We start from the raw sequence: 12,638 nt of genomic DNA, 5'->3' as shown, positions 1-12,638 counted from the left end.
TCAAAAGAGAAAAGGCTGCTAGTTCAGATGAACTCAGTCAGCGCGGTAATTGGGGGCTTCTTTGGTAATTTGCACATCGTGCACATGGCTCTCGCGAATGCCTGCTGAAGTAATTTCAACAAACTCCGCTTTGTTGCGCATGTCTTCAATGGTGGGACAACCGCAATAACCCATGCTGGCTCGCAAGCCGCCAGCCATTTGAAACAGAATGGCCACCACAGAGCCTTTGTAGGGAACTCGGCCTTCAATGCCTTCAGGCACCAATTTGTCGGCATTTGGATTGCCCGTGCTGGACTCTTGAAAATAACGGTCAGCACTGCCCTGCTGCATGGCGCCAATGCTGCCCATGCCGCGATAGCTCTTGTAGCTGCGGCCTTGGTACAAGATCACTTCGCCGGGGGCTTCTTCTGTTCCAGCAAACATGCCGCCCATCATGACGGTGCTAGCACCTGCCGCAATGGCTTTGGCAATGTCGCCGCTATAACGAATACCGCCATCGGCAATCAAGGGCACGCCAGTGCCTTGCAATGCGGTGGCCACATTGTCGATGGCCATTACTTGTGGCACACCCACACCCGCCACAATGCGAGTGGTGCAAATGGAGCCTGGGCCAATACCCACTTTGACAGCATCTGCGCCGGCTTCCACCAATGCCAAAGCTGCCGCGCCGGTGGCGATGTTGCCGCCAATGACTTCAATGTGGGGATAGTTGTTTTTGACCCAACGCACGCGTTCAATCACGCCTTTGCTGTGGCCGTGTGCGGTGTCAACCACGATGGCATCGACGCCCGCTTTTACCAGGGCTTCAACTCGCTCTTCGGTGCCATCGCCTACACCAACGGCTGCACCCACCAACAAACGGCCAGCAGCATCGCGCGCTGCCAAAGGAAAGTTCAGTTGCTTGGTAATGTCTTTAACCGTAATCAAACCCTTCAATTCAAAGGCTTCATTGACCACCAACAATCGCTCTAATTTGTATTTGTTCAAAAGCGCTTTGGCTTCTTCGGGTGTGGTGCCTTCTGGTACGGTGATCAAACGCTCACGCGGCGTCATGATTTCGCTCACGGGTTGGTCGTAGCGGGTTTCAAAGCGCATGTCGCGCCCCGTCACAATGCCAACCACTTTGCCGCCTTCACAAACTGGAAATCCAGAAACGCCCAGCTCGTCAGACAAAGCCATGACTTGGCGTACCTTGGTGTCGGGGGTAATTACAACGGGATCGCGCAACACGCCAGACTCATAGCGTTTCACTTTGGCAACTTGGGCCGCCTGCTCTTGTGGTGTGAGGTTTTTGTGAACAATGCCAATACCGCCTTCTTGGGCAATGGCAATGGCCAAACGCGCTTCAGTGACCGTGTCCATGGCTGCAGAAACCAGGGGCAAATTAAGTCTTAGTTTGCGGGTAAATTGGGTGGCAAGCGAAGTGTCCTTGGGCAGGACTTGAGAGTAGGCTGGCACCAGCAACACATCGTCGAAGGTGAGGGCTTTACCGAGCAGGCGCATGAGGGAGGGCTCCAAAAAAAGGATTGTACCCTCGTCAAAGACCTATTTGGCTCTGAAATCTGCTGATCAATAGCCCGCCACAGCGCCTATGCGGCGCCTTGCAAAAAGCCCGGTTCTGCCCTTGCCTTGGCGCTTAAAACGTTGTTTTCGGGCCAATTTGGGGTCAACTTGGAGGGGCCGGTACATTTCTAGGCGATCGCCATCTTGCAAAACGTGTGTCTGCGGTACTTTTCGACCCCAAATGCCCTGCCCTGTAACTTGGCTTAACAATTCTTCAGTGGCCAAAGTTGAGTCTGTGTTTGCGTGTGCACTGATGAATGCCGGCTTAAAAACCTGAAGAGCCTGCGCAACAGTGGTTCCCAATTGAAACTCTAAGCAAAGCGAGATGCTCTGCCTGGCCGCTGGGCTCCATACACATTCGACACGAATCATGCCGCGTCTGCCCCATAAACTTGCTCGGCACGCTTCACAAATGCATCCACCAAGCTAGCGGCAATTTTGTCAAAAACGGGGCCTACAACAGCGGCCAATGTGGCACTGGCAAAGCCGTACTCTAAGGAGAGTGTCACCTTGCATGCGCGTTGTGAATTGTCGCCCACTGGCTCGAAGGTCCAGGTGCCGTCTAAATTGGAAAATGGTCCTTTGATTAACTTCATGTGCACCTCACGATTTTCAATGTGGGTGTTGTGGGTCACAAAAACCTGATTCAAGCCGGCCATCCCTATGCCCACTTCGGCGTCCATTTCTAAACCAGACGATTGAAGCACTTTGGACTGATGGCACCAAGGCAAAAAATTCTTGTATTGATCGACATCCGTCACCAGACGAAACATTTCCTCGGGCGAATACCAGATTAGGACGGATTTAAGAAGTTTCTTCATACAATAAGACCAGATCTTTAGATTGTAATTTCTCTGAGACATCCCTTGCAAATGCAAGTCCAGTTAGCGCTTTAAATCACCCTCATGGCAACGCCACCTAAAAAAACAAAAGGTCCTGGTAAATCAGGCCTCATTGCCGAAAACAAAAAAGCAGCTTTTGACTACTTTTTTGAAGAGCGGCATGAGTGCGGCATGGTGTTGGAAGGTTGGGAAGTCAAAGCGGTTCGCGAAGGCAAAGTTCAGCTCACCGATGGCTATGTGGTAATTCGCAACAAAGAGATGTTCATCATTGGCTGTTTGATCAACCCGCTCAAAACGGCTTCAACCCACGTCAATCCCGAAGCAGCACGCACACGCAAGCTGCTTTTAAAGCGCGATGAAATAGACCGGCTAACCAGCAAGGTTGAGCAAAAAGGATTTACCTTGGTGCCCATCAATTTGCACTGGAAAACTGGCTTTATTAAATGCGAAGTGGCGCTGGCCAAGGGCAAAGCCGAGCACGACAAGCGCGACACCATCAAAGACCGTGAAGGCAAACGCGAAGTAGAACGCGCTATGAAAAGCCGCAACCGTTAAGTTTGCGACTTCCTCGCGTCCATTCAGCTGAGGTGACGCAGCGGGTGCGTATCGGGCGTCCAAGGACTTTCAAAAAATACGGGCCATTCAGTCGCCGCGACATCTGAAAGCTTGGCATGCGCCCATTTGGGGTGATGGTCTTTGTCAACGGCCAAAGCACGAATGCCTTCCACCGTCTCGCTGCTTTCACGCAAATGAAAACAGTGGTGAACCAAATCACGCTCCATGCGCAAATCGTCTGCCAAGCCCATGTTTCGGGCTTTGCGAATTTGGGCCAACACCACATGAACCATGAGGGGTGAAGCTTTGTTCAAGCTGGCTAAGCTATGTTGAGCCCATTCTGAGTTGTCTTGCTCTAAAGCAAGTCCAATTTCTAGGGGGGTGGGCAACGCAAAGTATTTATCAATCTCAGCCTTGTTGGGAAATGGCAAAGACTCTAGTTTGGTGAACTGACTTTGAACCCAGCGCTCAACAGCCTCACCACTTTCAAAGGGTGTGCTTAACAAAGTTTTCCAAAGCATGGGCAAGCGCTGTACTTCAATCAAACCATCGGCAAGGCCAGCTTGAATGGCTTGAGGCCCATTGATTTTTTGACCGGTCAAACCCAAATATTCGCCGATGCGGCCAGGGCAGCGACTCAGGAAATAACCACCACCCACATCAGGAAATAAACCAATGTGGGTTTCAGGCATGGCCATCTGTGTTTTGTCGGTCACGACTCGCACGCTTGCACCCTGGCTAATGCCCATACCACCGCCCATGACCACGCCATCCATGAAGGCGATGTAGGGTTTGGTGTAGGTGTGAATGAGGTGGTTCAGGGCATATTCTGCAGTGAAGAAATCGGCCAAACTGCTATCGCCTGCCAACGCAGCCTGATGAAAGAAACGAATGTCACCGCCCGCGCAAAAGTGCCCAAAGGGTCCTTCCTTGCCCTGCCCTCTGACCAACACAGCCAGCACTTGAGCGTTATCTTTAAAGTCCAGCAATGCTTGCGTTAACAGCCTAACCATCTCCAAGGAGAGCGCATTCAAAGCTTTGGGACGATTCAGGGTGATGCACCCGACTCGGCCCACCACCTCAGAAATTACGGTGGGTTCTACGGGAGCGTTCATAGCGTTATTGAGATTCGACATTGCGTTGCCTCCATCCTAACCATTCATTTGCAAACAAAGCGACAAGGACCATACTGCCGCCAATCAAAACGCTAAAGTGAGGCTCTTCGTTACCCCAAAGCCATGCCAAGCTAATGCCAAAAATAACTTCAAGCAAGGAAAGCAAAGCAACTTCGGGCGCCTTTAAGACGCGCGCACAAATTACCGACAAGGTACAGGGAATGGCCAACTGAAACAAACCCAATAAAGCCAACAATCCGACGTCATGTGCGTTTGCTTGCAATGGAAATGCCAAGGGCAATGTGATCAGTGAAGACAACAAAGCACCCACAAAAACACTGGGAACCAAATCAAGCGTAAGACCCTTTGCTTGACTCTTTTGAATCAAGGTCCATTGGGTGGCGCCCGCCAAAGGCACTAGCAAAGCGACACAAATGCCAAGCAAGAAATTAGGATCGCCCAACTGCAATTGAGAATTGAAAATGAGTGCAATGCCAAGACCAGCAAATGCAATAGCCATCCAAGTACGCAAAGGCAATCGATGAGAAATAAACAGCCAGGCACCCAGGGCCGTTAACAAAGGACCGCACGCCAAAGTAATGAGCACATTGGCCACGGCAGTCAATGTCAGGGCCATCATGAAGGCGGTAAACATACAGGCCCAGCACAGGCCAGACAGCCAAAAATAAGGGCTGCGCCAAGGCAAGGACTTCCAGAAGCCAATACCCCGCCACACACTCATGATGATCACCAGGCTTAGCGCTGTAAATGCGCTTCGCCAGAAAGTCACTTCAAAGCCTCGAACCTGATCAAGGTGACGAGTCACCACCCCTGCAATGGACCACATAGCGGTGACCAGCACCATCAAGGCAACTGCGTGACCGTGTTTGATTGTGAGCACGTTGGGTGCTTGAGTGACTTATGTTGTAGATCGCAAATTAAGCGCGACCTGCTTTCTTACGCTCGTGCTCTTTCAAGAAGCGCTTGCGCAGACGAACGCTCTTAGGCGTGATTTCGACCAACTCGTCATCGTCAATAAACTCGACACCGTATTCCAGTGTGAGGTCAATTGGCGGTGTGATTTTGATGGCATCTTCTTTGCCAGACACACGGAAGTTGGTCAGCTGTTTGGTACGTGTGGCATTCACCACCAAGTCGTTGTCACGGCTGTGGATACCCACAATCATGCCTTCGTACACAGGGTCATTGGCCTTCACAAACATGCGGCCACGGTCGTCCAACTTGCCCAAGGCGTAGGTGAAGATTTCACCGTCGTCCATGGAAATCAGCACGCCATTTTTGCGGCCGCCAATTTCACCTTTGTGAGCTTCATAGCTGTCAAAGATGTTAGAGATCAAACCAGAACCGCGTGTCAAGTTCAAGAACTCGTTGGTGAAACCAATCAAGCCACGGGCAGGAATGCGGTACTCCAAACGAACACGGCCGCGGCCATCGGGTTCCATGTTAACCAACTCACCTTTGCGCTCACCCAGGGCTTGCATCACGCCGCCTTGGTGTGTTTCTTCGATGTCGGCCGTAACCAACTCGATAGGCTCATGACGCTCGCCGTTAACATCACGGAACACCACGCGTGGCTTAGACACAGCCATTTCGTAGCCTTCACGGCGCATGTTTTCGAGCAAGATGGTCAAGTGCAATTCACCGCGGCCTGCAACGTCAAACACACCTTCTTCGTCAGTTTCTTTAACGCGCAAGGCAACATTGTGTTGCAATTCTTTTTGCAAGCGATCCCAGATTTGACGGCTGGTGACGTACTTGCCTTCACGACCGGCCAAGGGGCTGGTGTTCACGCAGAAGTTCATCGTCAATGTTGGCTCGTCAATTTTGAGCATGGGCAGTGGCGCAGGATTTGTTGGATCCGTCACTGTCACGCCAATGTTCAAGTCGGCAATACCGTTGATCAACACAATGTCGCCAGGGCCGGCTTCGGTCACTTGAACGCGGTCCAAGCCACGGAATGTCAAAACTTGGTTGACACGGCCTTTGATGGAACTGCCATCGGGGCCTTCCATGACCAACACATCCATCATGGGCTTGATGGTGCCTTGGCTGATACGGCCCACGCCAATACGGCCCACGAAGGTAGAGAAATCGAGCGCTGAAATTTGCAATTGCAAAGGCGCATCTGGGTCACCTGCTTGAGCTGGCACGTGCTTGAGCACAGTGTTGAATAGCGCAGACATGTCTGGGCCCCACTGCTCACCTGGTGCGCCCTCTTCCAAAGATGTCCAGCCGTTAATGCCTGAGGCATACACCACTGGGAAATCGAGCTGCTCATCTGTAGCGCCCAACTTATCGAACAAGTCGAAGGCTTGGTTCACAACTTTATCGGGGTTTGCACCGGGCTTGTCCACTTTGTTGACAACCACGATAGGCTTTAAGCCCAAGGCCAAAGCTTTCTTGGTCACAAAACGTGTTTGGGGCATTGGGCCCTCTTGCGCATCAATGAGCAACACCACACCGTCCACCATGGACAATGCTCGCTCCACTTCACCGCCGAAGTCGGCGTGGCCTGGGGTGTCAACGATGTTGATGTGGGTGCCTTCCCAGCTGACGGCACAGTTTTTGGCCAAGATGGTAATGCCGCGCTCGCGCTCAATGGCGTTGTTGTCCATGACGGTGTCCACTACTTTTTCGTGTTCGGCAAATGTGCCGGACTGACGCAGCAGTTGGTCAACCATGGTGGTTTTACCGTGGTCAACGTGGGCGATGATCGCGATGTTACGAATTTGTCTAGTCATGCTAAGGCTTTCTCCAAAATTGATTGAATCTCTAGGGGGCTTAATAAGCGCCCCGGAATAAGTTCACCAGCTTTCACATGCGCAGTGCCCAAGAGCGCGCGCGGTGAATCGCCGTACACAGCGACATGCAGGTTGTCGGGCCAGTCGCCACGACGGCGCACGCCGCTTAAGAATCTGCCCGCATCATCTGGGGGCAAGGTGACAGGGGTATGACCATCGAGCAAAGCATCGACTGTCAACAATTTCATTTCTCGCTCTGCTTCAGGCAAAGCTTCTAATTCTTGAATGCTGAGGCATTCGACTTCTTTAAATGGACCCGTTTGAATGCGACGCAAGGCACTCAAGTGACCACAAGTCCCTAAGGCAACGGCAATGTCTTCACCCAAGGTGCGGATGTAAGTACCTTTGCTACAAGTCACTGTGACTCTCAAACGACGATGGTCGTTTTCTGGGGCCATTTCTTCCAAAGCCAAGGCGTGGATCACGATGTGACGTGCTTCACGCTCCACTTCAATGCCTGCACGTGCGTAGTCGTACAAAGCTTTGCCGTCCTTTTTCAAGGCGCTGTACATGGGCGGAATTTGGTCGATTGGTCCTTTGAACTGTGCCTGGACTTGTTGCAACTGCTCATTTGTAAAACTGACAGGCATTTCAGCAACCACTTCACCTTCCAAATCGCCGGTGCTGGTTTGAAGACCCAGCACAACAATGGCTTCGTAAGATTTGTCGGCATCTAAGTGCAACTGGCTGAACTTGGTGGCTGCGCCAAAACACAAGGGCAACACACCTGTGGCCAAAGGATCCAAAGTACCCGTGTGCCCTGCTTTTTCGGCGCGCAATAACCACTTGGCTTTTTGCAAAGCATCGTTACTGGACATGCCGTATGGCTTGTCTAACAACAGCACCCCATGCACAGGGCGCCGTTGCACCCTAGTGCGTGGCGCGTTCATGTTAAGCCTCGTCTTTGGAACGTGACGCAACAGCCTTGGAGATCAAGGCGTTCATATCGGATGCGCGCTCTGTGGTGCGATCAAATATGAAATGAAGCGTGGGAACAGTGTGAATTTGCAAACGCTTGAACAAACCATTGCGCAAAAATCCAGCGGCGGCGTTAAGCCCCGCGGTGGCCTCTTCAGGCTTTCCCGTAATGATGCTGAAAAACACTTTGGCGTGCGCGTAGTCTGGCGTCACTTCAACGGCATTCAAGGTGACCATGCCCACCCGAGGATCTTTAAGCTCGCGCGCAATCAGCTCCGACAGATCACGTTGGATCTGATCGGCAACGCGGAAACCGCGGTGTGCTGAGCTGGTTGGTTTGCGAGCCATGATGGTGTGAGCCTGGTTCTGCGTTTACAGCGAACGTGCAATCTCTTTGACTTCAAAGAATTCCAGTTGGTCGCCCACTGCAATGTCGTTGTAGTTTTTGAGTTTGATACCGCACTCGAAACCTTCTTTGACTTCGCGAACGTCGTCTTTGAGGCGTTTGAGTGAGTCGATGTCGCCGGTGTAAATAACCACGTTGTCGCGCAACAAACGGAATTTGGAAGAGCGCGTAACTTGGCCATTGGTAACCATACAACCTGCAACGGTACCAATTTTGGAAGCCACAAACACAGTTCGGATTTCGGCCATACCAATGACTTCTTCCTTCTGCTCGGGCGCCAACATGCCAGACATAGCGGCTTTCAATTCATCTACTGCGTCATAAATGATGTTGTAGTAATGAATGCTGACGCCATTGCCTTCGGCTTGTTTGCGCGCACCGGCATCGGCACGCACATTAAAGCCAATGACCACGGCCTTGGACGCAATGGCCAAGTTGATGTCGGACTCGCTAATACCGCCCACCGCTGCGTAGACCAATTGAACTTTGATCTCGTCGGTCGACAATTTGAGCAAGGAAGCTGCCAAGGCTTCTTGCGAACCTTGCACGTCGGCTTTGACAATGATGGGCAAAGTTTTGACTTCGCCAGCGCTCATGTCGCTGAACATGTTTTCCAACTTGGCTGCTTGTTGCTTGGCCAGTTTGGTGTTGCGGAACTTGCCTGCGCGGTAGGTGGCAATTTCACGGGCACGACGCTCGTCGCTAAGCACCATGAACTCATCACCAGCTTGCGGTACTTCTGTGAGACCTTGAATTTCGACAGGGATAGAAGGACCGGCCGACTTGATTGGCTTGCCGTTCTCGTCCAACATGGCACGAACACGGCCAAATGTTTGACCCGCCAACACCACATCGCCCGTAGACAAGGTACCCGATTGAACCAAAATGGTGGCCACAGGACCACGACCTTTGTCCAAACGCGCTTCAATGACCAGGCCTTTGGCGGCTGCATCTACAGGCGCCTTCAGTTCTAACACTTCAGCTTGCAACAGGACTTGTTCTAGCAAATCGTCAATACCGGCACCGGTTTTAGCGGATACGCCCACGAACGGTGAATCACCACCGAACTCTTCAGGCACCACTTCTTCGGCCACCAACTCACCTTTGACGCGGTCGAGATTGGCATCGGGCTTGTCGATCTTGTTAATGGCCACAACAATGGGAACACCCGCTGCCTTGGCGTGCTTGATCGCTTCTTTGGTTTGCGGCATGACGCCGTCGTCTGCAGCGACCACCAAGATCACGATGTCGGTGGCTTGTGCACCACGGGCACGCATGGCCGTGAAGGCCTCGTGACCTGGCGTGTCCAAGAAGGACACCATGCCGCGTGCAGTTTCAACGTGATAAGCACCAATGTGCTGGGTAATGCCACCGGCTTCGCCAGAAGCCACTTTGGCACGGCGAATGTAGTCGAGCAAAGAAGTTTTACCGTGGTCAACGTGACCCATGACCGTGACCACAGGGGCACGCGGCATGAGCGGCGCGTCGCTTTGCGACACTTCGTCGTCCGTAAAGGCTTCAGGATCATCAAGTGCAGCAATGACTGCTTTGTGACCCAGCTCTTCCACCAAAATCATGGCAGTGTCTTGGTCCAAGGGCTGATTGATGGTGACCATCTGGCCCAGTTTCATCAACTGCTTGATAACCTCTGAAGCCTTAACGGCCATCTTGTGTGCCAACTCGGCCACGGTGATGGTTTCCGGCACGTGCACTTCAATGACGCGAGCTTCAACGGGTGCTGCTTGAACATGATCTTCACGGTCGCGATCGTTGCCACGACGGTTTTTAGGACCACCGCGCCAGTTGTTACGGCCAACACCACCGCTGGTGTCACCCCGTGTGGGAATGGCTTTCTTTTTGGGCGCAGGTTCACCGGCCCAGCTTGAAGACAACTTGGCTGATTTAACTTCCTTGTTGCCACCCGGTGTGGCATCTTTAGCCTCAACGGCAGCAGGCGCTTTCTTGCCAGCTGCGCCAGGGGCTTGAGCGGGTTTGTGCAAGGTGCCTTTAGCCGCTTTAGGGTCCACTTTAGGAACTTCTTTGGGCGGCGCTTTTTTGGCAGGCGCGCTCATCATGGCGCGGATGGCTTCAGCTTCTGCCAAAGCCTTATTACGTCTTTGGTTGAGGTCTAGCTCGCGAGCGGCTTCGTCTTCAACGATGGCTTTGGCTTCAGCTTCTGCCAAATCCTCAGCCGCTTTTTTCTGAGAGGCCTTATCGGCCTTGGCGACATTTTCAGCATTGACGCGTTCAGCTTCAGCATTCTGCGCAATAGAAGGATCAACAGGCTTAGAAGCGGCATTGATGCTATCGGCTTCTTGCTGAGCTGCCGCCACTTTGGCGCTGCGCAAAGCGGCGGCGTCGGCCGCAAGTTCTTCAGCAGATTTGGCAGGCGCAGCTTCTGCAACAGCTTCAGAGGCTTTGGCTTCTTCGCGCTTGGCCAGTTCTTTGGCTTCACGCTCGCGACGCTTTTCAGCCAATGCTTCTTCTTGTCTGCGGAGCAACTCGGCTTGGCTGCGTGCTTCTTCTTCACGGCGAGCCAATTCGGCATGGTCAATGAGAGGTGCTGCTGGCTCTGCGGGTGCAGCAGGCGCAGTCGCTTCTAACTCATCATCACGCTTGATGAATGTGCGTTTTTTGCGAACTTCCACCTGAATGGTGCGAGCCTTGCCCGTAGCGTCAGCTTGTTTAATTTCACTGGTTGATTTTTTAACCAGTGTGATTTTTTTGCGCTCGCCTGTGGCGGTGCCATGGCTGGTTTGCAAATAGCTTAAAAGCTTTTGCTTGTCAGTCTCAGTCAGCGGATCGGACGCTGCTGATTTTTCGACACCTGCAGAGCGCAATTGCTCTAGCAGGGTGTCGGGTGATTTTTTGAGTTCGCTAGCGAACTCGGCGACGGTATTACTGGACATATGGGGTTCGTGCCTCCTTGATATTAGGCCTGACCTGTGAACCAATGTTCACGGGCTTTCATGATCAGGGCGGTGGCTTCACCATCGGTTTGTCCGGTGATGTCGGTGAGTTCGTCAGTGGCCAAATCGGCCAAGTCGTCACGGGTATGAACGCCGGCTTCAACCAACTTGGCGATGAGTTCAGGGGTGAGGCCTTCCAAATCGCGCAGGTCTTGCGACACGTCTTCAACGCTTTCTTCACGGGCAATTTCTAATGTGAGCAAAGCGTCTTTGGCGCGAGTGCGCAATTCGTTCACGGTGTCTTCGTCGAAGCTTTCGATTTCCAACATTTCTTGGATCGGCACATAGGCCACTTCTTCCAAGCTGGTGAAACCTTCTTCAATGAGGATGTCGGCAATTTCTTGGTCCACATCGAGTTTTTCCATGAACAAGGCGCGAATACCAGTTGTTTCTTCGGCTTGTTTTTGGGCTGACTCGGCAGCGTCCATGATGTTGATTTTCCAACCAGTCAGGTCAGAGGCCAAGCGAACGTTTTGACCACCACGGCCAATGGCAATGGCCAAGTTCTCTTCGTCCACCACCACGTCCATGGCGTGCTTTTCTTCGTCCACCACAATGGATTGAACGTTGGCGGGTGCCAAGGCACCAATCACGAACTGAGCTGGATCTTCACTCCACAAGACAATGTCGACGCGCTCGCCGGCCAATTCGTTGGTTACGCCATTGACGCGGGTACCACGAACGCCCACACACGTGCCAATAGGATCGACGCGCTTGTCGTGTGACAGTACAGCAATCTTGGCGCGTGAACCAGGGTCACGGGCGCAAGATTTAATTTCCAACAAGCCTTGTTCAATTTCGGGCACTTCTTGACGGAACAATTCAATCATGAACTCGGGGGAAGAGCGAGACAAGATGATGGGTGCGCCACGCAGTGTGAGGTCGACTTCCATGATCATGGCGCGAACGCGGTCGCCATTGCGCAGGTTCTCTTTTGGAATCATTTCGCTGCGGCGCAGGCGGCCTTCAACGCGGCCAGACTCGACAATGATGTCGCCCTTGTCCATGCGCTTGACGGTACCGACCAAAATCTTCTCGCCACGAGCCATGAATTCGTTGAGCAACATTTCTCGCTCAGCATCACGGATCTTTTGCAAGATGACTTGTTTGGCTGCCATGGCACCAATGCGGCCAATGGGCAATGACTCGACAGCTTCTTCGATGTACTCATCGACTTCAATGTCTGGAATTTGCTCGAGTGCTTCGAACAACAAAATTTCTTGGTCAGGCAATTGCAAACCGGCTTCATCTGGCACAACGTGCCAACGGCGGAAGGTTTCATAGTTGCCGCTGTCGCGATCGATGGCAACACGAATGTCCACATCGCCTTCGTAGATTTTTTTGGTGGCTTGGGCCAGTGCAGATTCGACGGCACCAAACACGATGTCACGTTCAACGTTCTTTTCACGTGAGATGGCTTCAACCAGCATCAACAGTTCGCGATTCAT

The 12,638-nt window shown here is 52.5% G+C and carries 11 protein-coding genes; 1 reads left to right on the top strand and 10 read right to left on the bottom strand.

The genetic code is table 11. From position 1 onward, the window contains the following. Nucleotides 1-33: 33 nt before the first annotated feature. The 3 genes from guaB to AMM03_RS11765 form a co-directional block, all read right to left on the bottom strand. Nucleotides 34-1,503 carry an IMP dehydrogenase gene (gene guaB / locus AMM03_RS11775; protein WP_090131853.1) on the bottom strand — a complete coding sequence of 490 codons (1,470 nt, stop codon included), beginning with the start codon at nucleotides 1,501-1,503 and terminating at the stop codon, nucleotides 34-36. Nucleotides 1,504-1,569: 66 nt separating this feature from the next. After that, the gene (locus AMM03_RS11770; protein ID WP_090131851.1) at nucleotides 1,570-1,935 is read right to left on the bottom strand and encodes an RnfH family protein; all 366 of its coding nucleotides are present in this window, start codon (nucleotides 1,933-1,935) and stop codon (nucleotides 1,570-1,572) included. Continuing rightward, complete coding sequence (locus tag AMM03_RS11765; protein WP_090131849.1) at nucleotides 1,932-2,384, bottom strand: type II toxin-antitoxin system RatA family toxin; 453 nt, start codon at nucleotides 2,382-2,384, stop codon at nucleotides 1,932-1,934. The genes AMM03_RS11770 and AMM03_RS11765 overlap by 4 nt, the downstream gene beginning before the upstream one ends. 84 nt (nucleotides 2,385-2,468) lie before the next feature. On the opposite strand from AMM03_RS11765, the gene smpB reads away from it, so the two are divergent. Further along, the gene (gene smpB, locus AMM03_RS11760) at nucleotides 2,469-2,960 is read left to right on the top strand and encodes an SsrA-binding protein SmpB (RefSeq protein ID WP_090131848.1); all 492 of its coding nucleotides are present in this window, start codon (nucleotides 2,469-2,471) and stop codon (nucleotides 2,958-2,960) included. A 23-nt stretch (nucleotides 2,961-2,983) separates the two neighbouring features. On the opposite strand, the gene AMM03_RS11755 is transcribed toward smpB, so the two are convergent. Genes AMM03_RS11755 through nusA form a run of 7 tightly spaced genes read right to left on the bottom strand, consistent with a single transcriptional unit; the run spans nucleotide 2,984 to nucleotide 12,638 of the window. After that, entirely contained in the window at nucleotides 2,984-4,075 is a 1,092-nt protein-coding gene (locus AMM03_RS11755) for an enoyl-CoA hydratase/isomerase family protein (protein WP_090131846.1), read from the bottom strand. A 4-nt stretch (nucleotides 4,076-4,079) separates the two neighbouring features. Then, a complete protein-coding gene (locus tag AMM03_RS11750; RefSeq protein WP_369793702.1) occupies nucleotides 4,080-4,976 on the bottom strand; it encodes a DMT family transporter in 897 nt (298 codons plus the stop codon). Between the two features lie 37 nt (nucleotides 4,977-5,013). Next, nucleotides 5,014-6,837 (bottom strand): translational GTPase TypA, encoded by a 1,824-nt coding sequence (typA, locus tag AMM03_RS11745; protein WP_090131844.1) that lies wholly within the window; start codon nucleotides 6,835-6,837, stop codon nucleotides 5,014-5,016. Then, nucleotides 6,834-7,787: a tRNA pseudouridine(55) synthase TruB gene (truB, locus tag AMM03_RS11740; RefSeq protein WP_090131842.1), complete on the bottom strand. Its 954-nt coding sequence runs from the start codon at nucleotides 7,785-7,787 to the stop codon at nucleotides 6,834-6,836. The genes typA and truB overlap by 4 nt, the downstream gene beginning before the upstream one ends. A 1-nt stretch (nucleotide 7,788) precedes the next feature. After that, the gene (rbfA, locus tag AMM03_RS11735) at nucleotides 7,789-8,163 is read right to left on the bottom strand and encodes a 30S ribosome-binding factor RbfA (protein WP_090131841.1); all 375 of its coding nucleotides are present in this window, start codon (nucleotides 8,161-8,163) and stop codon (nucleotides 7,789-7,791) included. A gap of 24 nt (nucleotides 8,164-8,187) precedes the next feature. Continuing rightward, entirely contained in the window at nucleotides 8,188-11,130 is a 2,943-nt protein-coding gene (gene infB, locus AMM03_RS11730; protein ID WP_090131839.1) for a translation initiation factor IF-2, read from the bottom strand. 23 nt (nucleotides 11,131-11,153) lie between these two features. After that, nucleotides 11,154-12,638 (bottom strand): transcription termination factor NusA, encoded by a 1,485-nt coding sequence (gene nusA / locus AMM03_RS11725; RefSeq protein WP_090131837.1) that lies wholly within the window; start codon nucleotides 12,636-12,638, stop codon nucleotides 11,154-11,156.

This window comes from Limnohabitans sp. Rim11, assembly GCF_001269365.1.
GTDB lineage: Bacteria > Pseudomonadota > Gammaproteobacteria > Burkholderiales > Burkholderiaceae_C > Limnohabitans_A.
This window is presented reverse-complemented; position numbering and strand designations above follow the sequence as displayed.

Coding starts and splice junctions, on each gene's coding strand:
- guaB (WP_090131853.1), bottom strand. CDS start 1,503: ATGCGCCTGCTCGGTAAAGCCCTCACCTTCGACGATGTGTTGCTGGTG.
- AMM03_RS11770 (WP_090131851.1), bottom strand. CDS start 1,935: ATGATTCGTGTCGAATGTGTATGGAGCCCAGCGGCCAGGCAGAGCATC.
- AMM03_RS11765 (WP_090131849.1), bottom strand. CDS start 2,384: ATGAAGAAACTTCTTAAATCCGTCCTAATCTGGTATTCGCCCGAGGAA.
- smpB (WP_090131848.1), top strand. CDS start 2,469: ATGGCAACGCCACCTAAAAAAACAAAAGGTCCTGGTAAATCAGGCCTC.
- AMM03_RS11755 (WP_090131846.1), bottom strand. CDS start 4,075: ATGAACGCTCCCGTAGAACCCACCGTAATTTCTGAGGTGGTGGGCCGA.
- typA (WP_090131844.1), bottom strand. CDS start 6,837: ATGACTAGACAAATTCGTAACATCGCGATCATCGCCCACGTTGACCAC.
- truB (WP_090131842.1), bottom strand. CDS start 7,787: ATGAACGCGCCACGCACTAGGGTGCAACGGCGCCCTGTGCATGGGGTG.
- rbfA (WP_090131841.1), bottom strand. CDS start 8,163: ATGGCTCGCAAACCAACCAGCTCAGCACACCGCGGTTTCCGCGTTGCC.
- infB (WP_090131839.1), bottom strand. CDS start 11,130: ATGTCCAGTAATACCGTCGCCGAGTTCGCTAGCGAACTCAAAAAATCA.
- nusA (WP_090131837.1), bottom strand. CDS start 12,638: ATGAATCGCGAACTGTTGATGCTGGTTGAAGCCATCTCACGTGAAAAG.